Source organism: Paraburkholderia flava, assembly GCF_004359985.1.
GTDB classification, from domain to species: Bacteria; Pseudomonadota; Gammaproteobacteria; order Burkholderiales; family Burkholderiaceae; genus Paraburkholderia; species Paraburkholderia flava.
In genome coordinates, this window is record NZ_SMRO01000001.1 from 2044472 (window position 1) to 2067140 (window position 22669).

At 62.6% G+C, this 22669-nt stretch carries 26 protein-coding genes; 13 read left to right on the top strand and 13 right to left on the bottom strand.

Going from position 1 to position 22669, the window contains the following annotated elements:
• Positions 1-46 precede the first annotated feature (46 nt).
• From E1748_RS09060 to E1748_RS09070, 3 genes are all read left to right on the top strand, one after another.
• On the top strand, positions 47-679 hold the full coding sequence (locus E1748_RS09060; protein ID WP_133646750.1) for a CGNR zinc finger domain-containing protein: 633 nt from the start codon (positions 47-49) through the stop codon (positions 677-679).
• Positions 680-718: 39 nt separating this feature from the next.
• On the top strand, positions 719-1390 hold the full coding sequence (locus tag E1748_RS09065) for a haloacid dehalogenase type II (protein ID WP_133646751.1): 672 nt from the start codon (positions 719-721) through the stop codon (positions 1388-1390).
• Between the two features lie 171 nt (positions 1391-1561).
• Entirely contained in the window at positions 1562-2077 is a 516-nt protein-coding gene (locus E1748_RS09070; protein WP_133646752.1) for a DoxX family protein, read from the top strand.
• A gap of 37 nt (positions 2078-2114) precedes the next feature.
• Here E1748_RS09070 and E1748_RS09075 read toward each other — a convergent pair whose 3' ends face one another.
• Positions 2115-2675, bottom strand: coding sequence for a cysteine hydrolase family protein (locus E1748_RS09075; RefSeq protein WP_133646753.1), 561 nt, complete (start codon positions 2673-2675; stop codon positions 2115-2117).
• Between the two features lie 308 nt (positions 2676-2983).
• Between E1748_RS09075 and E1748_RS09080 the strand changes: the two genes are divergently transcribed.
• On the top strand, positions 2984-4069 hold the full coding sequence (locus E1748_RS09080; protein ID WP_133646754.1) for a hybrid sensor histidine kinase/response regulator: 1086 nt from the start codon (positions 2984-2986) through the stop codon (positions 4067-4069).
• Between the two features lie 123 nt (positions 4070-4192).
• Positions 4193-4642, top strand: coding sequence for a PaaI family thioesterase (locus E1748_RS09085; protein WP_133646755.1), 450 nt, complete (start codon positions 4193-4195; stop codon positions 4640-4642).
• A gap of 33 nt (positions 4643-4675) precedes the next feature.
• Here E1748_RS09085 and E1748_RS09090 read toward each other — a convergent pair whose 3' ends face one another.
• The 6 genes from E1748_RS09090 to E1748_RS09115 all read right to left on the bottom strand — a co-directional run bounded on the left by E1748_RS09090 (position 4676) and on the right by E1748_RS09115 (position 9351).
• On the bottom strand, positions 4676-5239 hold the full coding sequence (locus E1748_RS09090) for a MarR family winged helix-turn-helix transcriptional regulator (protein ID WP_133646756.1): 564 nt from the start codon (positions 5237-5239) through the stop codon (positions 4676-4678).
• 210 nt (positions 5240-5449) lie between these two features.
• Positions 5450-5734, bottom strand: coding sequence for a hypothetical protein (locus tag E1748_RS09095; protein ID WP_133646757.1), 285 nt, complete (start codon positions 5732-5734; stop codon positions 5450-5452).
• A 258-nt stretch (positions 5735-5992) separates the two neighbouring features.
• Positions 5993-6229 (bottom strand): hypothetical protein, encoded by a 237-nt coding sequence (locus tag E1748_RS09100; RefSeq protein WP_133646758.1) that lies wholly within the window; start codon positions 6227-6229, stop codon positions 5993-5995.
• A 267-nt stretch (positions 6230-6496) separates the two neighbouring features.
• Entirely contained in the window at positions 6497-7237 is a 741-nt protein-coding gene (locus E1748_RS09105) for an SDR family NAD(P)-dependent oxidoreductase (RefSeq protein WP_133646759.1), read from the bottom strand.
• 103 nt (positions 7238-7340) lie between these two features.
• Entirely contained in the window at positions 7341-8783 is a 1443-nt protein-coding gene (locus E1748_RS09110; RefSeq protein ID WP_133646760.1) for an NAD-dependent succinate-semialdehyde dehydrogenase, read from the bottom strand.
• A 178-nt stretch (positions 8784-8961) separates the two neighbouring features.
• Complete coding sequence (locus tag E1748_RS09115; RefSeq protein WP_133646761.1) at positions 8962-9351, bottom strand: tautomerase family protein; 390 nt, start codon at positions 9349-9351, stop codon at positions 8962-8964.
• A gap of 132 nt (positions 9352-9483) precedes the next feature.
• Here E1748_RS09115 and E1748_RS09120 point away from each other — a divergent pair, with 132 nt between their 5' ends.
• On the top strand, positions 9484-10455 hold the full coding sequence (locus tag E1748_RS09120) for a LysR family transcriptional regulator (RefSeq protein WP_205965213.1): 972 nt from the start codon (positions 9484-9486) through the stop codon (positions 10453-10455).
• A gap of 210 nt (positions 10456-10665) precedes the next feature.
• Here E1748_RS09120 and E1748_RS09125 read toward each other — a convergent pair whose 3' ends face one another.
• Positions 10666-11460, bottom strand: coding sequence for an SDR family NAD(P)-dependent oxidoreductase (locus E1748_RS09125; RefSeq protein WP_133646763.1), 795 nt, complete (start codon positions 11458-11460; stop codon positions 10666-10668).
• Positions 11461-11563: 103 nt separating this feature from the next.
• Here E1748_RS09125 and E1748_RS09130 point away from each other — a divergent pair, with 103 nt between their 5' ends.
• Positions 11564-12454, top strand: a complete 891-nt coding sequence (locus E1748_RS09130) for a LysR family transcriptional regulator (protein ID WP_133646764.1) — start codon at positions 11564-11566, stop codon at positions 12452-12454.
• A gap of 207 nt (positions 12455-12661) precedes the next feature.
• On the opposite strand, the gene E1748_RS09135 is transcribed toward E1748_RS09130, so the two are convergent.
• Both E1748_RS09135 and E1748_RS09140 read right to left on the bottom strand, forming a co-directional pair.
• A complete protein-coding gene (locus E1748_RS09135; protein WP_133646765.1) occupies positions 12662-13444 on the bottom strand; it encodes a class I SAM-dependent methyltransferase in 783 nt (260 codons plus the stop codon).
• Positions 13445-13528: 84 nt separating this feature from the next.
• Complete coding sequence (locus E1748_RS09140; protein WP_133646766.1) at positions 13529-15106, bottom strand: MFS transporter; 1578 nt, start codon at positions 15104-15106, stop codon at positions 13529-13531.
• 188 nt (positions 15107-15294) lie between these two features.
• Between E1748_RS09140 and E1748_RS09145 the strand changes: the two genes are divergently transcribed.
• From E1748_RS09145 to E1748_RS09155, 4 genes are all read left to right on the top strand, one after another.
• Positions 15295-16197 carry a LysR family transcriptional regulator gene (locus E1748_RS09145; RefSeq protein WP_133646767.1) on the top strand — a complete coding sequence of 301 codons (903 nt, stop codon included), beginning with the start codon at positions 15295-15297 and terminating at the stop codon, positions 16195-16197.
• 43 nt (positions 16198-16240) lie between these two features.
• Positions 16241-16366 (top strand): hypothetical protein, encoded by a 126-nt coding sequence (locus E1748_RS31910; protein ID WP_276324033.1) that lies wholly within the window; start codon positions 16241-16243, stop codon positions 16364-16366.
• Positions 16367-16382: 16 nt separating this feature from the next.
• Complete coding sequence (locus E1748_RS09150) at positions 16383-16793, top strand: hypothetical protein (protein WP_420819316.1); 411 nt, start codon at positions 16383-16385, stop codon at positions 16791-16793.
• Positions 16794-16898: 105 nt separating this feature from the next.
• A complete protein-coding gene (locus E1748_RS09155; RefSeq protein WP_133646769.1) occupies positions 16899-17135 on the top strand; it encodes a CsbD family protein in 237 nt (78 codons plus the stop codon).
• A 98-nt stretch (positions 17136-17233) separates the two neighbouring features.
• On the opposite strand, the gene E1748_RS09160 is transcribed toward E1748_RS09155, so the two are convergent.
• The 3 genes from E1748_RS09160 to E1748_RS09170 form a co-directional block, all read right to left on the bottom strand.
• Positions 17234-17362: an MFS transporter small subunit gene (locus tag E1748_RS09160; protein ID WP_133646770.1), complete on the bottom strand. Its 129-nt coding sequence runs from the start codon at positions 17360-17362 to the stop codon at positions 17234-17236.
• A gap of 10 nt (positions 17363-17372) precedes the next feature.
• Positions 17373-18773: an L-lactate MFS transporter gene (locus E1748_RS09165; protein ID WP_133646771.1), complete on the bottom strand. Its 1401-nt coding sequence runs from the start codon at positions 18771-18773 to the stop codon at positions 17373-17375.
• A gap of 188 nt (positions 18774-18961) precedes the next feature.
• The gene (locus E1748_RS09170; protein ID WP_133646772.1) at positions 18962-19879 is read right to left on the bottom strand and encodes a LysR family transcriptional regulator; all 918 of its coding nucleotides are present in this window, start codon (positions 19877-19879) and stop codon (positions 18962-18964) included.
• A gap of 100 nt (positions 19880-19979) precedes the next feature.
• Here E1748_RS09170 and E1748_RS09175 point away from each other — a divergent pair, with 100 nt between their 5' ends.
• On the top strand, positions 19980-21287 hold the full coding sequence (locus tag E1748_RS09175; RefSeq protein WP_205965214.1) for a CitMHS family transporter: 1308 nt from the start codon (positions 19980-19982) through the stop codon (positions 21285-21287).
• 19 nt (positions 21288-21306) lie between these two features.
• Complete coding sequence (locus E1748_RS09180) at positions 21307-22668, top strand: acyclic terpene utilization AtuA family protein (protein ID WP_133646773.1); 1362 nt, start codon at positions 21307-21309, stop codon at positions 22666-22668.
• Position 22669 lies beyond the last annotated feature (1 nt).

A 22669-nucleotide genomic window follows, 5' to 3' on the forward strand; every position in this document is an offset into this window, starting at 1 on the left:
ACGGTTACACTCCTTACCAATGACCAACTGAGAGCTGGGGCTCGATATGGACTACCGACACCTTCCTGCCATCCTCGTGGCTGACGCACCGGGCCTCGATTTCCTGAATTCGATTGCGACGCCGTCGAACGAGCCGGTCGACTGGATCGGCGACGGAGAAGGGTTTCTGTCATGGCTGGAGCAGGCGGGCTTCGTGTCGCGCAACACGATCGACACGCTGCGCGCGCACGCGACGCCCGGCGAACTGGATAACGTCGCGTTGCAGGCGCGCGATCTGCGCGAGTGGTTTCGGGCGTTCGTGAAGAAGACCAAGGGGCGGCAACTTGCCGCGAAAGATCTGCGCGAACTCGAGCCGCTCAACCGGTTACTGGAACGCGACGAGGGTTACGGCGAGATCGTTGCCGCCGAGCGCGGCTCGTCGACGCCGCTGGAATTGCGCGCTGCGCGTCGCTGGCGCTCGCCGGAATCGCTGTTGCTGCCGATCGCCGAAGCGCTCGCGAAACTCGTGTGCGAAGAAGATTTCTCGCTGGTGAAAGCCTGCGAGGGACCGACGTGCACGTTGCTGTTCGCCGATCACACGCGTGGTCACGGACGCCGGTGGTGCAGCATGGCGATGTGCGGCAATCGCGCGAAAGTCGCGGCGCATCGTAAACGCCAGAAGGAACAGGCAGGCGGTTGAGCGTTGGCGCTACGGCTTGTTTAATCGGGAGAACGCGAAATGAACGGCATCAAGGGCATTGCTTTCGATCTGTACGGCACGCTATTCGACGTGCATTCGGTGGCCGCACGTTGCGACGACGCGTATCCCGGACGCGGCCGCGAGATCAGCGCGCTGTGGCGGCAAAAACAGCTCGAATACACGTGGCTGCGCAGCCTGATGAACCGCTATGTCGATTTCGAGCAGGCAACCGCCGATGCGTTGCGCTACACGTGCCGTCAACTCGGACTCACACTTGATGCAACGACGCACGACGCGCTGTGCAATGCATACCTGCAGCTCGCACCGTTTCCCGAAGTGCCCGATGCACTGCGCGAACTCAAACGACGCGGACTGACACTCGCGATCCTGTCGAACGGCTCGCCGAAATCGATTGGTGCAGTGGTGAGTCATGCGGGGTTGCGCGACGCATTCGATCACCTGCTGAGCGCCGACGAGGCACAGGTCTACAAGCCAGATCATCGTGTGTATGAGATCGCAGTGCGGACGTTGCAACTGGATCGAAAGGAGATTCTGTTTGTTTCGTCGAATGCGTGGGACGCGACGGGCGCGCGCTCGTTCGGCTTCCCGGTTTGCTGGATCAACCGCAGTGGTAACGTTTTCGAAGAGATGGGGCAACGACCCGATCATGAGGTGAACGGCCTGCAGGGCGTGGTCGCGCTGTTCGATTGAACATCGACATGATGTAGCACAACGTGATCTAAAAAAATAATCGGCCTTCATGTAACCGAACGGCGCGCTGCACCGAATGACTGTATGACGCGTACATCCTGATCGCGCCGGTGCAGTTCTTCCGCGTCGAATTGTTCTGCCGGCGTGCCTATGCCTTTACGGATATTGCACATGACGCCGTTTGCTTCGCTGTTCCGCCTCGCCGATCCATCGTGGCTCGCCTCAAAACTCCACCGTTACGCGCCGCTGCCGATACGCTTTGCGATCGGCTATGGCTTCATCGCGCACGGGCTCGCGAAGATTGCGAAAAACCCCGAGCATTTCGCTGCGATCCTTCATGCGCTCGGCGTGCCGGCTGCGCATTTCATGGCATGGGCGACGATCGCGATCGAGTTGCTTGGCGGGCTCGCGATTTTCGTGGGGGCGTTCGTGCCCATCGCGACGGTGCCGATGCTCGTCGTGCTGCTGGTCGCGACGCTCACGGTCCATCTGCCGTACGGGTTCACGTCGATCAAGCTGATGGACGTCGTGAGCGGCGTGCCGCAGTTCGGGCCGCCGGGGTACGAGACGGATCTGCTCTATGCGGTGGGATTGCTGACGCTTGTGTTTGGCGGCAGCGGGCCGCTTGCTGTCGATACGTGGCTGCGGTCGTGGTACGCGCGTATCTGCGGACCGCGCGGTACCTGAAAAATCAAGCTGCAAGCTAAACAGCTAAACAAATCCGCTAAACGCTTTCGAGCACCGCAGCCGTCGCGACCACTGTCGCGAACTCGTCATGCAGACTCGCGAGCGCAGTCTCGTGCATTTGCTCCGCGGTAAACGTTTTGCCATCGGGGCCACGCCGCGCGAATGTCGCGGTCGCATCGGAGACGAGGTACGTATCGAAGCCGAAGTTGCCCGCCATGCGTGTTGTCGTCGACACACAGTGGTCGGTCGTGATGCCGACGATCACCAGCGTCTCGATGCCGTCCTCCCGCAAGCGTTGTTCGAGATCGGTGCCGATGAATGCGCTGTTGACGTCCTTGTAGATCACGGGCTCGTCAGCCAACGGCACGGCTTCGGGCTTGACCGCGAAGCCGGGACGCTCCGGGTGAAACAGGCTCTGCGGCCGCGGTGAGCGGTGCTGCACGTGAAATATCGGGCGCCGTGTATTGCGCCACGCGGCGAGCAGCGTCGCGACGTTGGCTTCGGCGCCAGGGTTGTTGCGTGGGCCCCAGCTCGGATCGTCGAAGGCCTGTTGCACGTCGATGACGATCAGGGCGGCGTCGGGCGGCAGCGGCTTCATGCGTGTTCCTTTGCGATGAGATGTGACGTGATGACAGAGAGCGATCGAATGCCATCATGCCAGCGTCGATCGACGCGGCGCAACCGTTGCAGAGCGGCGCAGCGTTCGCATGCGCGAGTGCATGCGTGTGCTTCGACCTCTGTGCATGCCTCCTCATTCGGGTAGCCTGACGCACAATCTTCCGTTGAATAGGGGACATCTGGGGACACTACGGCTAACATAGCAGTGCGCATCGATTGCGGGTTGTTGCCCCAATAGAGCCGTATTTAACAATTTCGACGTGAATCTGACCGGAGACACGACGTGAGATGGATGCCACTTCGCCCTTGATGTCGGCTGCTGCATCGGTCCTGCTGGTCGACGATCAACCGATGATCGGCGAGCTGGTGCGACGCATGCTCGCCAGTGAGAAAGACATTGCGCTTGAGGTTTGCCTCGACGGTCGCGAAGCCGTTGCGACGGCTACCGCGCTCAAGCCCACGGTGATCCTGCAGGATCTGGTGATGCCGGGTGTCGATGGTCTGGACGTGGTGCGCAGCTATCGCGCGGACCCTGCCACGGCGGGGATTCCGGTGATCGTGCTGTCGTCGCGCGAACAGCCGATCGTGAAGAGCGCCGCGTTTGTCGCGGGCGCGAGCGACTATCTCGTCAAGCTGCCCGATGCGATCGAGTTGATCGCGCGCATTCGCTATCACTCGAACTCGTATGTCGGCGCACTGCAACGCAAGGAAGCGCTCGATTTTCTGTCGCACGACATGCGTTCGCCGCAAGCGTCGATTCTCGCGTTGATCGAGGGCCATCGCACGCAACACGGTACGTTGCCGCCGATTCTCGAACGCATCGCGACGCATGCGAGTGCGGCGCTCACGCTTGCCGACGGCTTCACGCATCTCGCGCGCGCGCAGTCCGAATGGCTGCATCTCGACACGGTCAATCTCAACGACCTGTTGATCGTCGCCGCCGATCAACTGTGGGAGAAAGCGCGCGCGAAGGGCTGCAACATCGAGGTCAGTACGCCGACGACAGAATCGCTGTGCCGCTGCGACCGGCTGATGCTGACGCGGCTCATCTCGAACCTGCTCGACAATGCATTGAAGTACGGACCGCCGCAGTCGGAAGTGCGCTGCATGCTGTCGTCGACCGACGATGCGTGGCTGATCGGTGTCGAAGATGCGGGACAGGGTATCGCCGAACACGAGCACGAGAAAGCGCAGCAACGCTTTGCGCGACTCGATTCGCAGATCGCGAACAAGGTGGAGGGCTGGGGGCTCGGCCTCGCATTCGTCAACGTCGCGGCGCAGAAGCATCGCGGCACAGTGGCGATGCGCCGGACCGATCGCGGGTTTCTGATCGAAGTGGCGTTGCCGCGTGGTGTAGCCGACGCGGAATCGTAAACGCTGCATCCATACATCGTCTTTACTGCATGCTGCCATTCGCAAACACGGTGAACCACTGCCCGTGACTTCGCGGCATCCATCAATCAAACATCATCCCATCTTCGATCGAGGAGGCGCAGTATGAATCAGGTTGCCGACATGCCGGCCGGTCTGACCGGGCTCGAACAGTTGCGACGCTTGCTGGGCGCGGAATCGCGACCGCCGATCGGCGACACGCTCGATTTCTATCTGACGGAAGTCGAGGAAGGGCGTGTGGTGTTCGAGAGCGTGCCGACGCTGCGCCTCTACAACCCGATCGGCACCGTACACGGCGGCTATATCGCGACGCTGCTCGATTCTGCGTGTGGCTGCGCGGTTCATTCGCGGCTCAGTGCAACCCAGGCTTATACGACGCTTGAATTGAAGGTCGCGTATCACAAGGCGATCACTGTCAATACGGGCAAGCTGCGGGCGGAAGGGCGCGTGCTGAGCGTCGGCCGACGCGCGGGGTTTTCCGAAGCGACGTTGACCGATGAGGCGGGCAAGTTGTATGCATCGGCGACGTCGACGTTGCTGGTGTTCGACCGATAACGCTAACGGCGCGTTGAACGAATCGCTACGCGTTCAATGCGCCGGTTCGATTTCCACCGAGATCTCGCGATCGTGCCGACACGCGCACCGCGTGCTTTTGTTTTCTGCGAGCGTTTCTTCGTCGGTGTCTGCTTCGTCATGCACGTGATCGTGTGCTTTCGCTAGCGCGGATAATCTCTCGAGATCCGCGCGACCAAGAAAATTCGACGCCTCCGCCGACGCCGCGATCCACAACGGCAACGCATCCACCAGCACCGACTGACCGAACGGCGTCAACATCAGACGCCGGCGCCCGCGATCGCGTGGTCCCGCAGCGGCGGTGACCAGCGCGCGACGCGTGAGGATGCTCAGTTGCGCGGACACATGCGACGTATCCAGATTCATCTCGTACGCGAGTTCGCTGACCGTCGGCGGTTCATCCCGATGCAGTAACGCGAGCAGACAGAACTGCGCGGAGCTGATGTTCAGCGAACGCAGTGCGTCGTTCAGAAGCCGCGCGATTTCCCGCATCCCGCGCTGTGCGAGCAGATGGCTGAGACTCGATTCACTCGCGCGGGCGAGCAGCGCGGCGTTTTCCGGCGACAACGGGCGTGTCATACGTTGAGTTCCTGTTCGTGACGGCGTTGCGTTACTGCGATCCGTCTTGCGTTCCAGCGACGTGTTCCGCAGCCGGCGCCTGCGTGGAGAGTTTCCCCACGAGCGATGGGCCGCCCACCAATGCGGCGACGAACACGACAAGGGCGACGACTGCTGCCATACGGTTTCAATCCTCTTTGCGTACGCGGTGAGTGCGGTGAGCGCGATGAATTAGCGGCCTTCGCCGCCGTTCGATCCGCCAGGCAGCCCCGTAACCGAACGCACGATGTCGCGGTTACGCTGTTCGGCTGCGATCGAATCGGCGGAACTGCGCGAGAAGATCGAACGACGCACGGACGGTGCGCCGGCCTGCGTATGTTGTGAGGGATCCGAACCGCGATCCGAATAACCGTCCGACGCTGCGGGATTCACTTCCTGAGCGTGACCGGCGACGACGAAACTGGCGAGCAACGCTGCGGCGATGCCCGACATCCATTGACGATGCGTGCGTGACATACAAACCTCTCGACTTCGATCAGGTTAAGCCGATGCCTGTGCGTGCGTTGATGCCTCATGGACTTGATGGCGAAACACGAATGCAAACGACAATCGGCGCATGTCTACACGTTAGACGCGACGGCCGGCCGGATAAAGACGCGGAAAGTGAAAAGACTGCTTGCAGAACGTGAACAATCGCGCGGAACGACAGGCCGGATGGGTGCCCGGCGGGCCTGCGTTGCACAGGCCCCGCGCATGGATGCGACGTTATGTCGCCTAGTTGGTGATGCGTTTCGGCACGCTGCCGCTGACTGTCATGTCGAACAGCGCTTCGGCTTCGGCGAGTTCGTCGAGTGCCTGTTCGAGTTGCAGCACAGCGAGCGCATGCTCGATTTCCAGGCTTTCGGGCGTCGCTTCGCCACGCACTGCGCGAAACGCGAGATCGACCTTGCGCGATGCGCGAACGAATCGTTCCGCGGCGTTACCTTCACGTGAACGGGCGATGACCGACATGTCTGAACCTCCATTCCTCTGATACCGAAAGAGCGGTGTATGCGCTCGATCTGCGTAGCTTGCCAGGAACTCGGGCGAAGTGCCAGGACCTTGTTGCGATTTCTCACCCGGCATGGTTATTCACTGTTAACTTTCGCGCGGCTGTGTTAACTTATCGCGCTGTTTTGACAGGCTTGTTTCAGTGTATACGTGCGATGGGTTTACGTCGCCGTTAGAGGCGGACGACAGGGGACATTCGACGTATCGACGCGTGCATTTCACCGCGCATCAGAACGGTTCCTTAAACGGACGCACATCGATTTCCTGCGTCCATGCGGACGGATGCTGTCGATGCAGATACCAGTACGCGTCCGCGATCGCATCGATGTTCAGCAGACCGTTTTCGCCGCGCTCTTCAGCGACGCCCGGACGCAACCGGTGCAGCCGCGCACCGTCGATGCCGCCATCGACGATCACATGCGCGACATGCAGCCCCTGCGGCCCGAACTCGCGCGCCATGCTCTGCGAAATCATGCGCACGCCGGCTTTCGACGCGGAGAACTGCGCATAGCCCGCCTTGCCGCGCAGACTGGCCGACGCACCGGTGAAAATCAGCGTGCCGCGTCCGAGCGGCGCAATACGCCGCGCTACTTCGCGCCCGACGAGAAACGCGCCGAGCGGACCGACACGCCAGAAGCTTTCGAAATCGTCCGCACTCAGTTCCGCAAACGGGATGCGCTTGTTGTTGCCCGCGTTATAGACGACGAGGTCAGGCTGTGCGATGCCCGTGGCCGGCGCCATCGCCTTGTCGAACAGCGCGAGCACGTCGGCTTCGACCGTCGTGTCGCCGACGACGGCTTCCGCACTGCCGCCCGCGGCCACGATCGATTCGACGACATGCGCGAGCTTCGTCGCCGAGCGGCCCGACACGTACACGTGATAGCCCTCGCGGGCAAAGCGTTTGCATAGCGCCGCGCCGAGACCCACTTCCGCGCCGACACCAACGACGATCGCACTCGATCGAGTCATACCGATGTTCCCCGTGATTGCTGCACGCGCTGCGACGATGCGTGGGCCCAGGGCCGAAGCCGCAAGACCTCATATCGTCGCAGCACGCTATCGCCTGGCCGGCTTAACGATGCTGGCTGACGAACTTCGTGACGAGATACGCTTCCATCGCTTCGGTGCCGCCTTCCGAGCCGTAGCCCGAGTCCTTCACGCCGCCGAACGGCGTCTCCGGCAGGCCGAGGCCGTGGTGGTTCACCGAGATCATGCCGCTTTCGATATCGTCGGCGAGTGCTGCGGCCGTCGATGTCGAACGCGTGTATGCGTAGGCGGCGAGCCCGTACGGCAGGCGATTCGCTTCGCGGATCACGTCGTCGTAGCTGCTGAAGCGCGTGACAGGCGCGACCGGGCCGAACGGCTCTTCGGTCATGATGCGGGCCGACAGCGGCACGTCGGTGAGAACGGTCGGCTGGAAGAAGTAGCCTTCGCGACCGATGCGTTCGCCGCCGGTCTGAACCTTCGCACCCTGTTCGCGTGCATCGGCGACGAGACGTTCCATCGCTTCGACGCGGCGCACGTTCGCGAGCGGTCCCATCTGCACGCCGTCGTCGAGACCGTTGCCGACCTTCACCGACTTGATCGTCGCGACGAAGTGTTCGACGAACTCGTCGTAAGCAGCGTCCTGGACGATGAAGCGCGTCGGCGAGATGCACACCTGGCCCGCGTTGCGGATCTTCGCCATGCCGAGCAGCTTGGCGGCGCGCGGAATGTCGGCGTCGGCGAACACGATAGCGGGAGCGTGACCACCCAGTTCCATCGTTGCGCGCTTCATGTGCAGACCCGCCATTGCGGCGAGCTGCTTGCCGACCGCGGTCGACCCCGTGAACGAGATCTTGCGGATCACCGGATGTTCGATGAAGAAGCGCGAGATGTCGGCCGGCACACCGAACACGAGGTTAAGCACGCCTGCGGGCAACCCGGCGTCATGGAACGCGGCGACGAGCGCGGCGCAGCTGGCCGGCGTTTCTTCCGGTCCCTTCAGCACGATCGAGCAGCCGGCGGCGAGCGCGGCCGAGACCTTGCGCACGGCCTGGTTGAGCGGGAAGTTCCACGGCGTGAACGCGGCGACCGGACCGACCGGTTCGCGCGTGACGATCTGCTGAACGGCACCGCTACGCGACGGCACGACGCGGCCATACGTGCGGCGCGCTTCTTCGGCGAACCACTCGATCGTATCGGCGGCGGACAGCGTTTCGACGCGCGCTTCGGCGAGCGGCTTGCCCTGTTCCATCGTCATGATCGCGGCGACCGTTTCGGCACGCGCGCGGAGATTGTCGGCGGCGCGACGCATCAGCTTGCTGCGTTCGAATGCCGACACCTTGCGCCATTCGCCGAACGCGCGCTGCACGGCCTGCGCGGCGCGTTCGAGTTCGGCTTCGCCCGCGAGCGACAGACGGCCGATCGCGATTTCGTTCGCCGGATTGATTACGTCGGTCTGCCGCGAACCGGCGTGCCACGCGCCATCGATGTATAGCTGGGTGTCCGGATAGCTCGTTTGTGAGGTGCTCATCGTGCGTCTCTCCTTGGAATGGGGCTGCGATGTCGAAATTGGCTGCCCGACACTGAAAACGGGCGGGCAAGACCGCTATTTTCCGCGAAAAACGCAGATTGCGTGTGACGGTGCCCAATTCAAGTGCCGACGACACGGCGGCCCGACGTGACAGGGCCGCCGCGTGCCCCGCAGCGCGTCACTTCGGCCCGTACTGCATCTCGCCGTTGCCGAACGACCAGTTCTCGCGATCGACCTCGACGAGATTGATCCAGACGTCTTCCTTACGAATACCCGTTTTCGCGTGGATACCGTCCGCGACCGCGCGATAGAACGCTTTCTTCACATCCGTGCTGCGCCCCGCGTTCCACGTGACCTGGATCATCACGATGCCCGGCGTGTACGAGATGCCGAGATAGCCGTCCGCCGGATAGATCAGCTCGTCGGCGGCGTGACGGGTGACGATCTGGAAGCGGTCGTCTTTCGGCACGTTCGCGAACTCGACCATCGCGTCGTAGATCACGTCGCCGATGGCGCGAACGGCTTCGGGTGAAGCGTCTTTCGAAAGATTGATGCGGGCGAGCGGCATGTCGAACTCCTGTGCGATAGCGAAACGGTTTAGTCGGCTGACACGGTGGTGGCAACCTCTGAAGCATCAGGTTAGACTCGGTGAGGACTTACCACAAGCGCATGATTTTCATCATTACCATGAGGATTGAGCATGATTACCGAAGACCTTCGCTCGTTCGTCGTCGTGATCGACGAGGCTTCGCTGACGCGCGCGGCCGATATGTTGTGCGTGACGCAGTCCGCGGTGTCGCGCCGGATCCAGCGGCTCGAGGAGTCGCTCGGTGCCGAACTGTTCGACCGCAACAGCAAGCCGCCGAAGCCGACGGCGCTCGCGCAGCGCATCTATGCGTACGCGATTCCGCTGCTGCGCGATCTGGATCGTCTGCTCGAAGTGCCCGTCGAAAACGCCGCGCCGAGCGGCACGTTCCGGCTCGGCATGACGCAGGTGGTTGAGGAAATCGTGCTGTTCGACGCGGTGATGCAGCTAAAGGCAGTGTTTCCCGCACTCGACGTGCGGCTGCACACCGAGCACAGCAGTACGCTGCAGCAGCAGATGTTGTCGGGCACGCTCGACGCCGCTGTGCTCGTGCTGCCGTCGCGCGCGCAGCCCGCCGACGGTATCGAGGGCCGCCGACTCACGACGCTCGACGTGCTGGTCGTGCAGAGCCGCACGCAACCGCTCGTCACCGGCAAGAGGCGTCCGACGATCCGTTCGCTTTCGGCGCACACATGGGTGCTGAATCCAGACGGCTGCGGTTACCGCGCGGCACTCGAGCAGGCGATGGACGACGCGGGCCGCAGCCTGCGCGTCGGTGTCGATACGTACGGCACCGAGATGCAGTTGCGGCTCGTCGCGGCCGGGCTCGGGTTGGGGCTCGTGCCGCGTAGCGTGCTGTCGCGCAGCGCGATGGCTCGCGATCTGGATATCGTGAACGTGAGCGACTTCGCGTTGAAGCTCGATGCGTGGCTGGTGCATGCGCTGCACCTCGGGAATCTGAAGCGCGCGATCGATCTGCTGGGCGATATCGCTGCGGAGACTTTTCGGCGGCATGAGGCGGTGCAACTCACCAAAGCCACGCGTGCGCGCGCAGGCAAGTCTTCGTCCAGCACGGTGCGCGCATAACGCCCAATACGGTCAGCGCGGTTTTCTCGTTCGCTCGTCGACGGCGGCGCGCATTCGGTCGCCGCGGCGGTACGAGATTCAGCTACTCCAGCCGATCGCAGGTTCCCGAGAGCACGTTCCCAATTTGAATCGGGCTGTCGTCTACCTCGAGAAGGAACCGATGGTTTGGCCCTTCCCGAAGCCGCGTTGAACGAGTGAAAAAGCGGGCGCTTATGCAATTGTCCGAACGACACCGCCGTCGACACGCAAGGAAGTACCTGTTGTCGCCGACGCCTGCTCCGAGCAGACATAGACGACCAGGTTGGCGACTTCTTCGGTTGTCGCGAAGCGATTGAGGAGCGTGGTCGGGCGATTCGTTTTCAGGAACTGCTGCTCGGCTTCCTCACGCGTGATGCCTTGCGCATCTGCGTTCGCCTGCGCCCAACCACCCATGATCTCCGAATTCGTCGGACCCGGGAGAACCGAATTGACGGTGACGCCTGTTCCGCCGACCACCTCGGCCAAGCCCCTCGCAATGGCGAGCTGAGCGGTCTTGGTCGTGGCGTAGTCGATCATGTCCTTAGGGATGGCAAGCGCGGACTCGCTGCTGATGAAGACGACGCGCCCCCACCCACGCTTCGTCATGTTCGGCACATAGTGGCGGGAGGCGCGAATGCCGCTCATGACGTTAAGTTCGAAGAGATTGATCCATTCGCTATCCTCAATTTCGAAGAAGGACTTCGGACGCCCGGTACCCACATTGTTGACGAGAATGTCCGCATCCGGCGCCTGAGCGAACAACTTCGCCGTGCCCTCCGGGGTCGCAAGATCTGCGATGACGCCGGTAAACTCAGTCTTTGGCAAGAGTTCGCGAAGCTCTCGAAGCGCCGTGGAGACGCGCTTCTCTGTGCGGCCGTTGATCACGACCGCGGCGCCTGCGCGCCCCAACCCTTCTGCAATGGCTCGGCCGATACCCGCCGTTGACCCGGTAACGACGGCCTTGCGGCCAGTGAGATCGATATTCATGACACCAGTCCTGTAGCTGTGGAGAGAGCTGCATTGTGAGTGATGCCGGAACCGATGATAATAGCTTGAATTGCCATAATATAAATTCCAAAAGGGAATTAATATGGATCGATTCAACGAATTAAACGCCTTCATAGCCGTGGTTGAAGCAGGCGGTTTTACAGCTGCCGCGCGTCGAACCGGCGACTCACAGTCAGCTATCAGCAAGGCTATCGGCGCGCTCGAGAGACGCGTCGGCGTGGCGTTATTTAACCGAAGTACGCGCCGTGTGATCCTGACGGATCAAGGGCAGAGATACTACGATCGGACAAAACCGCTGCTTGACGAGATGGATGACGCCGACAGCGAACTGACCAGCAGCACGCACGATGTCTCAGGTCTGATCAGGATCGCTGCATCAGGTACTTTCGGCCGTCTTCATGTCTTGCCGCTGATTCCCGATCTGTTATCACTCAATCCTGGCCTTCAGGTCGATCTCATTCTCTCTGACTTCGTGCGAGATATGGTGGAGGACGGGATTGATCTGGCGATCCGGGTGGGGCCCGTGAACGATCCTGACGCGATCGTCAGGCGCGTGGCCAGCACTCCCCTTGTATGCGTCGGATCCCGTCGCTACTTCGAGCAACGCGGAATGCCAAAGACCCCCGCCGAGCTCGTTGATCACAATTGCCTTTTATATCGCGGCTTGGCGGAGTCAACGCATTGGCCTTTTGCAGGACCAGAAGGTCAATTTAGCGTGTCCGTCCGTGGAAATCTCACGTCCAACAGCGTCGAAACGATCCGGGCTGGTGTTTTAGCCGGCGTGGGAATCGGCCGGTTTGCCAAGGTCTCTCTTGCCGATGATCTCCGGCATCCGGACGTCATCACCGTTCTCGACGAATTTATAGGCGACGCCCGAGACATAAGTCTCGTCTGGCCGAGACGCCGGTTTGTACCGGCGCGTGTGCGACAAGTCACCGATTTTTTCGCAGAGGCCATACCGCGGCGCATTTAGATGTTCTTGCGACAGAACCCATAACGCGGCTATTCGAATGAATAGAGCGCGGCCGGGTTATCGACAAACCAGTCCAGCATGCTCGCGTCATCAGGTTTCTCGGACTCCGTAGCGCGCGGCCAGGAAGTGCGCGAAGAGGTTAGCTGACTGCTCGGCAGAACCGTCCGGGATTGCGCCATTGCGTGAAGGGCCGTGAGACGAATGCGGCTACCTTCTTGAGCATGTCGAGCGGTGAGATGATGGAGTATTGCTCTCGCGCCGCGCGGCGACCAGCAGCATCATCGGACGTTCGCGCTCTTCGGCGAGCGCGGGTAGCGCCGCGATCTGCGCATCCGTCGGTCCCCATTCGTCGACGTGCGCGATCGCGAAGCCGGTTTCGATCAGCGTGTTCAGCAGCGTGCCCAGCGTTCGATGCTGCTTGATCACGCCGTCGGTAAACCAGTTCGTCACGCGTGGCCCCTCGAACTGGTAGCTGTCGAGCGGCCACGTCTTGTGGCCATGTGCATCGACGATCCAGCCGGGATGGCGCGAGGCCATGTAGACCGGATGCTCGACCGAAAACACGAGCATGCCGTCTGGCACCAGTGCACGATGAATCGTGCGCAGCAACGTGACCAGGTTTTCGACATAGTGAAACGCGAGTGAGCTGTAAGCGAGGTCGAACGATGCATGCGGCAGCGCGAGCGTTTCGAGGTCCGCGCGTTCATAGCGGATCGCGGGATCGATTCGATCCTTATCGAATGTCTGCGCTCTTTCCAGCATCCTTTCCGATACGTCGATCCCGAGCACACTGCTTGCGCCTGCGTCGCGCGCCCAGCGGCAGAACCAGCCGTAACCGCAGCCGAGGTCCACGATGCTGCTGCCCGTCACGGGTGGCAGCATCGCCTGCAATGCGGGCCATTCGGGCGCGCGCACAAGTCCCTCGAGCGAGCGATCGAGGCGGCTATAGCCTTCGAAGAACGTGTCGTCGTCGTAGATGTTCTGGGTCATGTCGAAGCGGTTCCGTTTCGATGGGCGGGATGACGTTGTGCCGTTGAACCGAAAGCATACCGCTACCCGCGCATCGATTCATCGTCAGGAGCACGCATTCCCCGTCGCATCCACATTCGCTTTTGCCGGACGCCGCGTTGCATCCGCATCCGCCGTCCCGAAGATCGCGAAGCTGAGCGCCGCGAGCACCCACACGCCGATTCCGCCATACAGCATCACCGTACCGAAGCCGTGCACGAGCGCGGCATGCACGGCGCTGCCGGATGCATCGAGTGTCGCGAGTTCGGGGAACGTGTGTTGCAGCGAGCCGAAATTGCCGGCGGCGATCTGCTCGGCAATCACACGCAGCCGCAGCGGATCGGCCGAGTTGGGCAGCGCGTGCTTCAGATACGACTGGATGCCCTCGACGAGGATAAAGCCCATCAGCGCGATGTTGATCGCGAGCGTGATCAATCGTGCGCTCATGTCGATGCCCGATGCCATGCCGGCACGCGTGACCGGCACCGAGCCGGTCGTCGTGTTGGTCACCGGCGTGTTCGTCAGACCGAGGCCGATGCCGGCGATCAATGCGCCCGGCAGCATGGTCGTCCAGCTTGCGTGTGCAGCGGCACTGCCATAGCGCATCAGGATGAAGCCGAGGCCGATCGTGAACAGTCCCACCGGAATCACGGCGCCCGCGCGATAACGCAACGCGAGCCGCTCGCCGAGCGGCGGAATGACGAGCGTCGGCAACGTGTACGCAAGCAGCGACAGCCCGGCCGTGACCGCGTCGTAACCGAGGCCGCTCTGATAATAGATCGGCAGATAGATCATGAACGGCCAGAAGCTGAAGTTCATCCCCATCGAACCGATGATTGCGCCCGAGAAATTGCGGATGCGGAACACGGAGAAGTCGAACATCGGATGCGGGTTCATCCGTTCTGCGAACAGGAACGCGATGAAGCACAGCACGGCGCCGCCGACGATCGCGAGTGCCGTACCGCTCGTGAATCCGAGGTCCGGCCCCTGCGTGATGAAATACGTGAAGCCGAACACCGCCAGCGACAGCGTAACGATGCCCGCGATATCCAGACGCTTCGCCTGCGGATCGCGCGATTCTTCGACACCCGTGAACACGAGCGCGAGCGTCAGCACCGACAGCGGCACGTGAACGAGGAACACCCAGTGCCAGTTCGACAGCGCGACGATCGCACCGCCGATGATCGGCCCGAAGCCGAGACCGATGCCGAACACGATGCCCCAGATCGCGAATGCATTGCTGCGTTCGCGGCCTTCCTGAAACTGATGCGACAGCACGGCGATCTGGCAGATCAGCATCGCGCCGCCGCCCATGCCCTGCAAAAACCGGCTGACGATCAGCACCGACGCGCTCTGCGCAATCCCGCAGACGAACGACGTGATGCCGAATGCGATCAGCGCGATGACCAGCACGCGGCGCCGGCCGTAACGGTCGGCGAGCGTGCCGATCGCCATCAGCACCGTCGTGCACGCGATGGTGTACGCGTTCATGATCCACTGCACGTCCCTGAAGCTGCCGTGCAGGACGCGTTCGAGCGTCGGGAGAATGACGGGCACGCTGGAGATTTCGAGGCCGAACATCATCGCGGTGAGACAGACCGCCGCGAGCGCAACGTAGTTTCTGCCGGAGTGAGAGAGCGTCATGTCGTTCTTTCGTAGTAAGCGGTGGCCGGTCGCCCAGCGTGATCCGCTGCTACTGACGGCGTACTGTCAGCAGGATCGGCGCCGGGCGTCTGCGAGTCAGGATGGAAACCATTCTCTGCGTGCTGTCTTCATGATGGAAATGATTTAATTTTGTAGAATCCATTAACGCTCATCATCTATTGGCCGCCATGGATTTCGATCCCACGCTTCTGCGCGCATTCGTCGCCGTGAAGGAAACGGGCGGCTTCACACGTGCCGCCGAACGGCTGCATCTCACGCAATCTGCTGTCAGTCATCAGATCCGTCGTCTCGAAGAGCAGGTCGGGCGGCCGCTTCTATACCGCACCACGCGCAGCATGACGCTCACCGAAGACGGTGAGGATTTTCTGCGTCACGCGACGCAGATTCTCGATTCGCTCGATGCATTGAGCCGGCGTTTTCAGTCTTCTCCGGTTTGTGGGTGCGTGCGTTTCGGCGTGCCGGAAAATTTCATGGGCGATCGGTTGCCGTCGCTGTTGTGTCAGTTCGCGCGCGTGTACCCCGACGTGCGGCTCGACGTGAGCGTCAGCATGAATCAGGATCTGCGCGCGATGCTCGATGCGGACGAACTCGATCTCGCGGTCGTGATGGTGAAGGCGGGCAGCGAGGTCGGCACGGTGCTGCGCGAAGCGCAGTTCGCGTGGATCGCCGCCGATTACTTCGACGCACGTGCAGGCGAATCGCTGCCGCTCGCGTTCTTTCCGTCGCCGTGTATCAACCGGCAGGCCGGTGTCGCCGCGCTCGATCGTACCGACGTGAAGTGGCACGTCATGTTCACGTCGCCGAGTCAGCAGGGTTTGCGCGCGGCGGTGCTGGCGGGGCTCGCAGTTACCGTGCTGACGCTCGACGATCTCGAGCCGGGCATGAAGCGCGTCGATGGGCTGTACGGTTTGCCGCCGCTGCCCGCCGCCGAATTCGTGCTGATCTGCAATGGCGAGACGCCCGCGGTCCGCGCATTCGGTCAGATGATTCTCGACATGCCGGGGCCGGTTTCTTCGGTCCAGCTTCCCAGGCAGACTTCTGCTCAGGTTCGTCCGCTCAAGACCGCCTGATTTCCATCGATCGATACGTTGCGAGCTTCACGACGCGGTCGTCATGACCGCGGCAGAATGGCTGCGCGAGAGCCGTGTGCGGCTCGTGCCGCTGCGATGCGACGACGTCGCGCAGCGCGTCCTTTCTCAACGTGGAGCCATCGATGTCGACATCGCCGATTCGCCGTAGCCTCCGTCGTGTTGTTATGTCCGCCGCGTTCGTCGCGTTTGCGGCGGGGATCGTCTGTAGCCCGGGGTTCGTTGCGAATGCCGTCGCGCAACAGCCGTCTTCTGCTTCCGCACAGCCCGCCGACGACACCTTCCTGCTGACCATCTTCCTGCGACACGACGAGTCCAAACCGCTGCCGAAGATCAACGACCAGCTGCGCGCGCAGGGCTACTTCAAGACGTTTCCGCCGCCGGGCATCGAAGTCGTGTCGTGGTACGTGATGATGGGCGTGGGCCAGGTCGTTACGCTGCGCGTACCGGCGAGCCGTCTGCGCGAAGTCAACCGGGCGATCGAAACGACCGCGTGGGGCGGTTATCGCACTGAGTTTTATCCTACCTACGATTACAAGGCCGTTGCTGAAAAGATGCGAGAGACGGACGGCAAGTAGCGTCTGTTGCGCACACGTTGCGTCCGTTGTGCCCGGGCACGTGCGTTGCTCGATGTTCAGGGTGACCGGCACGACGGCGTGCCGGCATCTTCACGGGAGCGAACCATGAACAAGGACCAGGTAAAGGGCACGGCGGAAAACCTCAAGGGCAAGGTCAACGAGGCAGTCGGCAAGGCGACCGGCGACAAGTCGCGCGAGATGAAGGGCGATCTGCAGCAGGGCGCGGGCGAAGCGCGCAAGGCCTATGGCGATGCGAAGGAGCAGGCGAACAAGGCCGCGAAGGATCTGGCGCATGAGGAGCGGGAAGGGCGTGGGGATGATCCGGCGCGTGATGTTCCTTGATGGACATGCGTAGAAAAAAGCCGGGCATGCGACGAAGCGCATGCCCGGCTTTTGTTGTATCCGCGCGCCGCCTTGTCTACAAGGCGACGCGGCTGCACTCAATGAAACAACTTCATCGCCTGCGTCAACGTATTCACAACACCCCACACAAGCGGAATCAGCACATACGCCCAGAAGACGACGAGCATGCCCTTGTTGGTCGGATGAACGGCGGTCTGATCGGTCATGACGGTCTCCTTAGTTGCCCGACGCGAGTTGCGTGTCGGTCATATGGTGCTTTTCGTTCACGCGGCGCACGAGCAGGTTGCAGATGAACCCGACCACGAGCAGCACGGCCATGATGTGCACGGTCATCGTGTACGCATCGGCCTTCGCGACGCCGTGGCCCACCTGGTACGCACGGATGTAGTTGACGAGCACCGGGCCCGCGACGCCGGCCGCGGCCCACGCGGTCAGCAGACGGCCGTGAATGCCGCCGACGAATGCCGTACCGAACATGTCCGCGAGATACGCGGGCACGGTCGAGAAGCCGCCGCCGTACATCGACAGGATCACGCAGTACGACAGCACGAACAGTGCGATGTTGCCGGTCGATGCGAAGGTCGGTACGAAGAAGTACAGCACGGCGCCGAGCACGAAGAAAATGTAGTACGTGTTCTTGCGGCCGACCCAGTCGGACGCCGACGCCCACACGAAACGACCGCCCATGTTGAACAGCGACAGCAGGCCGACGAAGCCCGCGGCCGCAGCAGCAGTCACCGTGTTCTTGAAGCTCTCCTGAATCATCACCGAGGCCTGGCCGAGAATGCCGATGCCGGCCGTCACGTTGAGGAACAGCACGAGCCAGATCAGGTAGAACTGCGGCGTCTTCAACGCTTCGTCGATGTGCACGTGGTTGCGCGTGATCATCTTGTTCGTCGTGGTCGCGGGCGGCGTCCAGCCGGCCGGCTTCCAGTCGGCGGGCGGCACGCGGATCGCGAGTGCGCCGATCGACATCGAGATGAAGTACGCGATGCCGAGCACGATGAAGGTCTCGGCGACACCGATGCTCGTCGCGCTCTTGAAGTGGTTCATCAACGCAACCGACAGCGGCGCGGCGATCATCGCGCCGCCACCGAAGCCCATGATCGCGAGGCCCGTTGCCATGCCGCGGCGGTCCGGGAACCAGCGGATCAGCGTCGATACCGGCGACACGTAGCCGAGCCCGAGCCCGATGCCGCCGATCACGCCGTAGCCGATATACAGCAGCGCGATCTGATGCAGCCACACACCGATCGCCGAGACGACGAAGCCGCCGCCGAAGCAGCACGCTGCGGTGAACATCGTGCGGCGCGGGCCGACTTTCTCGAGCCACTTACCGGCGAATGCGGCGGACAACCCGAGGAAGACGATCGCGAGCGAGAAGATCCAGCCGAGCGTCGTGAGCGTCCAGTCGTCGGGTGCGGATTGCGTGATACCGATCACTTTCGTGAGCGGTCCGTTGAATACCGAGAAGGCGTAGGCCTGGCCGATACACAGGTGCACGGCCAGTGCCGCGGGCGGCACCATCCAGCGCGAAAATCCCGGTCCGGCGACAGTGGCCTGCTTCGAAAAGAAAGGGGGCGAACCGGTGGTGTTCGGTTCAGTCATGCTGCTCATGGTCGGTCTCCGTTTGGGGTGCTCGTGTTATCGGCGCTGGAGGCGCCTTTCTTAAGTAAAACAGCCCTCTTACCCGCGGCTTTAGGAAATTGGCGTCAACGATAGGTCTGTAGCAGGCCGTTGGCAATATGAGACGTGAATGCATAAACGGCATGCTGCAGCGCTCATTCTGTCTTTGTCCGCGACCGTTAGCGGTCCTGTTTCATGCGCTGCACCAATCGCTCGACGAACGCTTCGGTGACCGGCGGCAGCGTCCGGCCACGTTTCTTCACGAGCGCGATCGGGCGCACGAAGCGTGGATCGTCGACGGGCCGTGCGACGAGGTCCGCTTCCGCACGCATTTCGCGCGCCGAAGCGGGCAGGATCGTTACGCCGAGACCGCCGCGCACCATCGCGACGGCGGTCATCATATAGGTGGGTTCGCACGCGATCGTCGGCGATGTGTCTGCATCGGCGAGCGCCGCGTCGACCACCGCGCGCACGCTCGTGCCGCGTGCCGTGAGCACGAGCGGCGTACGCAGCAGGTCCGCGAGGCGTACCGTACGCCGCCTGGCGAGCGGATGACGCTTTGGACAGACCGCAACGAGCCGGTCCTCACCTTCATACAGCACGTCGAGCGCGGTATCGGCGGCACCGGTCTGGCCTGCTGCCTCCGTGCCGCCGGTCAGACCGATGTCGACGTCCTCGTTGCGAACCAGCGCATCGACGACGCTCGCGACTACGTCGCGGATCTGGAACGACACGTCGGGCAATTCCGCGCGGAAATCGCGGATCAGGTCGGGCAGCGCGCTTGCCGCGAACGACGGCAGACACGCGATGCGCACGGTCCCCGAGGCGCCGCCGCTCAACGCGCGGGCGTCGGCGAGCACGTGCTCCATGTCGTGCAGCGATTTTTGCAGCAGCGGCAGCAGGTCGCGTCCGACTGGGGTCAGCGCGACGTTGCGGCTATTGCGGTCGAACAGACGCGTACCGAGGGTTTCTTCCAGGCGACGGATCTGCACGGTCAGCGCGGGTTGCGACAGATGCAGCCGCGTAGCCGCGCGCGTGAAGCTGCCGGTCTGCGCGACGGCGATAAAAGCGCGGATATCTCGAAGGCTTAGATCCATTACAGATGGTGATGGCTGCGATCAAATCATTTCAATTGTTCTATTGCTGGGTGGAAATTACGCTTGGGCGATTCAAAAAACAATAGACGGAGATACGTACGTGCCATTGCCCCTACTAGGTCTAGCCACCATAGCCGTCCTGCTAGCCGCGATCCTCTCGAAACGAATGTCACCGCTAGTCGCGCTGATCGTCGTGCCGATCGCGGCGTCGCTGATCGGCGGCTTCGGGCTGCAGACGAGCAAATTCATCCTCGACGGATTGCGCAGTCTCGCGCCTGTGGTCGGCATGTTCGTGTTCGCGATCCTCTACTTCGGGACGATCACCGACGCCGGCACGCTCGATCCGATCATCGATCGCATCCTGCGCGCGGTCGGCACGAAGCCGACGCGCATCGTGATGGGCACGACGCTGCTCGCGCTGCTGATTCATCTCGATGGCTCCGGGGCCGTGTGTTTCCTCGTGACGATCCCCGCGATGCTGCCGCTCTACGATCGCCTGAAGATGGACCGGCGCGTGCTGGCTGCTGCGGCGTCGCTGGCGGCGGGTATCAACTTTCTGCCGTGGACCGGGCCGATGATCCGCGCGTCCGCATCGCTCGGGCTGCCGGTGTCGGCGCTGTTCAATCCGCTGATTCCGGTGCAGGCCGTGGGTCTCGTGTTCGTGTTCGGCACCGCATGGTGGCTCGGACGTCGCGAAGAACGAAGGCTTGGCTATACGTCCGCGTCGGGTTCGATACCGCTGCCGCAACGCGAACTCACCGACGAACAGAAAGCGCTGCGCCGGCCGCGTAACTTCTGGTTCAACATCGTGCTCACCGTGATCGTGCTCGGCACGATGGTCGTGATGGGCGAGAAAATTCCGCCGGCGGTGATGTTCATGGTCGGCTTCTGCATCGCGCTGATGGTCAACTACCCGGACGTGAACATGCAGCGGCAACGCATCGACGCGCATGCACGCGCCGCGCTGATGATGGCCGGCATCCTGCTCGCGGCCGGTGTGTTCACCGGCGTGCTGCAGGGCAGCGGCATGCTGAAAGCGATGGCGCAAGCCGCAGTCGGTCTCGTGCCGCCGGGCATGGCCGGTCACATTCCGGTCGTGCTCGGCGTGCTCTCGATGCCGCTCAGCATGCTGTTCGATCCCGACTCGTTCTATTTCGGCGTGCTGCCGGTCATCGCTGAAGTCGCGGGTCAGCTTGGCGTGCCCGCCGTGCACGTCGGCCAGGCTGCGCTGCTCGGCCAGATGACGACGGGCTTCCCGGTGAGCCCGCTGACGCCCGCGACGTTTCTCGTCGTCGGGTTGACCGGCATCGAACTCGCCGATCACCAGAAATTCACGTTCCCGCTGCTGTTCGGCGCATCGCTGGTGATGACCGCCGCGTGCGTGGTGCTGGGGATCTTTCCGCTTTGATTCAATCAGGCAGCAACACATGACATCGACGACGACACGCAAAAGCCCCGTGCGCATCGGCACCGGCGCGGGCTATTCGGGCGACCGGATCGAACCGGCCGTCGAGCTGGCCGAACACGGCGCGCTCGATTACCTGGTGTTCGAATGCCTCGCTGAGCGCACGATCGCGCTCGCGCAGCAGACGCGCCGCAGCAACCCGGCGCTCGGCTACGATCCGCTGCTCGACGCACGGATGCGCGCGGTGCTGCCGATAGCGGTCCGCAATCGCGTGCGGATCGTGTCGAACATGGGCGCGGCGAATCCGCTTGCTGCTGCGCGCCGCACCGCCGAACTCGCGCGCGAGCTTGGCCTGCCGCCGCTGAAAATCGCGGCGGTGACCGGCGACGATGTGCTCGATGCAGTACGTCAAGGCGATTACAAATTCGAAGAGTCGGGCGAACGTGTCGCTGAGTTCGATGGACGGATCGTGTCGGCGAATGCGTACCTTGGCGCCGCGCCGATCGTCGATGCGCTCGCGGCCGGTGCCGATATCGTGCTGACCGGCCGCGTCGCCGATCCGTCGCTGTTCATCGCGCCGCTGATCCACGAATACGGCTGGTCGATGGACGACTGGAACACGCTCGGTCAGGCGACCGTGGTCGGTCATCTGCTCGAATGCGCGGGACAGGTGACCGGCGGCTATTTCGCGGACCCAGGCTTCAAGGATGTGCCCGATCTCGCGCGACTGGGTTTTCCGATCGGAGAAGTGAGCGCCGACGGTTCACTGATCGTGACGAAGGTGCCGCACGCGGGCGGCTGCGTGACCGAAGCGACCTGCAAGGAGCAACTGCTGTACGAAGTCCACGATTGCAGTCGCTATCTGCAGCCAGACGTGGTCGCGGATTTCACCGGCGTGCGCATCGAACAGGAAGCACGCGACCGTGTGCGCGTGAGCGGCGGACGCGGCACGCCGCGCACGGCGACGTTGAAGACGTCGGTCGCGTATGTCGACGGTTTTATCGGCGAAGGGCAGATTTCGTATGCGGGACCGGGCGCGCTCGCGCGTGCACGGCTTGCGCTTGATGTCGTCCGCGAGCGGCTACGTCTGACCGGCGTACACGCGAGCGAACTGCGCTTCGATCTGATCGGCGTCGATGCGCTGCACGGCGCGACGCTTGCCGCACGCGAGGCCGAACCGTACGAGGTGCGCGTGCGCGTCGCGGGACGTACCGGGACGCTTAACGAAGCGGTGCGGATCGGCAACGAGGTCGAGACGCTGTACACGAACGGACCGGCCGGTGGAGGTGGTGCGACGAAATCGGCACGCGAGGTGATCGCCGTGCAGTCGGTGCTGTTGCCGCGCGAGTTGGTGCATCCGACGTTCGAACTGGTGGAGGGCTGAC

What these genes read in the sequence shown, in the direction of transcription:
- E1748_RS09110 (WP_133646760.1), bottom strand. Translation starts at nt 8,783, where the DNA reads ATGAGCACCTCACAAACGAGCTATCCGGACACCCAGCTATACATCGAT.
- E1748_RS09165 (WP_133646771.1), bottom strand. Translation starts at nt 18,773, where the DNA reads ATGAGCAGCATGACTGAACCGAACACCACCGGTTCGCCCCCTTTCTTT.
- E1748_RS09070 (WP_133646752.1), top strand. Translation starts at nt 1,562, where the DNA reads ATGACGCCGTTTGCTTCGCTGTTCCGCCTCGCCGATCCATCGTGGCTC.
- E1748_RS09065 (WP_133646751.1), top strand. Translation starts at nt 719, where the DNA reads ATGAACGGCATCAAGGGCATTGCTTTCGATCTGTACGGCACGCTATTC.
- E1748_RS31910 (WP_276324033.1), top strand. Translation starts at nt 16,241, where the DNA reads ATGACCGCGGCAGAATGGCTGCGCGAGAGCCGTGTGCGGCTCGTGCCG.
- E1748_RS09060 (WP_133646750.1), top strand. Translation starts at nt 47, where the DNA reads ATGGACTACCGACACCTTCCTGCCATCCTCGTGGCTGACGCACCGGGC.
- E1748_RS09150 (WP_420819316.1), top strand. Translation starts at nt 16,383, where the DNA reads ATGTCCGCCGCGTTCGTCGCGTTTGCGGCGGGGATCGTCTGTAGCCCG.
- E1748_RS09085 (WP_133646755.1), top strand. Translation starts at nt 4,193, where the DNA reads ATGAATCAGGTTGCCGACATGCCGGCCGGTCTGACCGGGCTCGAACAG.
- E1748_RS09125 (WP_133646763.1), bottom strand. Translation starts at nt 11,460, where the DNA reads ATGAATATCGATCTCACTGGCCGCAAGGCCGTCGTTACCGGGTCAACG.
- E1748_RS09100 (WP_133646758.1), bottom strand. Translation starts at nt 6,229, where the DNA reads ATGTCGGTCATCGCCCGTTCACGTGAAGGTAACGCCGCGGAACGATTC.
- E1748_RS09180 (WP_133646773.1), top strand. Translation starts at nt 21,307, where the DNA reads ATGACATCGACGACGACACGCAAAAGCCCCGTGCGCATCGGCACCGGC.
- E1748_RS09140 (WP_133646766.1), bottom strand. Translation starts at nt 15,106, where the DNA reads ATGACGCTCTCTCACTCCGGCAGAAACTACGTTGCGCTCGCGGCGGTC.
- E1748_RS09130 (WP_133646764.1), top strand. Translation starts at nt 11,564, where the DNA reads ATGGATCGATTCAACGAATTAAACGCCTTCATAGCCGTGGTTGAAGCA.
- E1748_RS09160 (WP_133646770.1), bottom strand. Translation starts at nt 17,362, where the DNA reads ATGACCGATCAGACCGCCGTTCATCCGACCAACAAGGGCATGCTCGTC.
- E1748_RS09115 (WP_133646761.1), bottom strand. Translation starts at nt 9,351, where the DNA reads ATGCCGCTCGCCCGCATCAATCTTTCGAAAGACGCTTCACCCGAAGCC.
- E1748_RS09145 (WP_133646767.1), top strand. Translation starts at nt 15,295, where the DNA reads ATGGATTTCGATCCCACGCTTCTGCGCGCATTCGTCGCCGTGAAGGAA.
- E1748_RS09170 (WP_133646772.1), bottom strand. Translation starts at nt 19,879, where the DNA reads ATGGATCTAAGCCTTCGAGATATCCGCGCTTTTATCGCCGTCGCGCAG.
- E1748_RS09090 (WP_133646756.1), bottom strand. Translation starts at nt 5,239, where the DNA reads ATGACACGCCCGTTGTCGCCGGAAAACGCCGCGCTGCTCGCCCGCGCG.
- E1748_RS09095 (WP_133646757.1), bottom strand. Translation starts at nt 5,734, where the DNA reads ATGTCACGCACGCATCGTCAATGGATGTCGGGCATCGCCGCAGCGTTG.
- E1748_RS09120 (WP_205965213.1), top strand. Translation starts at nt 9,484, where the DNA reads ATGATTACCGAAGACCTTCGCTCGTTCGTCGTCGTGATCGACGAGGCT.
- E1748_RS09075 (WP_133646753.1), bottom strand. Translation starts at nt 2,675, where the DNA reads ATGAAGCCGCTGCCGCCCGACGCCGCCCTGATCGTCATCGACGTGCAA.
- E1748_RS09135 (WP_133646765.1), bottom strand. Translation starts at nt 13,444, where the DNA reads ATGACCCAGAACATCTACGACGACGACACGTTCTTCGAAGGCTATAGC.
- E1748_RS09080 (WP_133646754.1), top strand. Translation starts at nt 2,984, where the DNA reads ATGGATGCCACTTCGCCCTTGATGTCGGCTGCTGCATCGGTCCTGCTG.
- E1748_RS09105 (WP_133646759.1), bottom strand. Translation starts at nt 7,237, where the DNA reads ATGACTCGATCGAGTGCGATCGTCGTTGGTGTCGGCGCGGAAGTGGGT.
- E1748_RS09155 (WP_133646769.1), top strand. Translation starts at nt 16,899, where the DNA reads ATGAACAAGGACCAGGTAAAGGGCACGGCGGAAAACCTCAAGGGCAAG.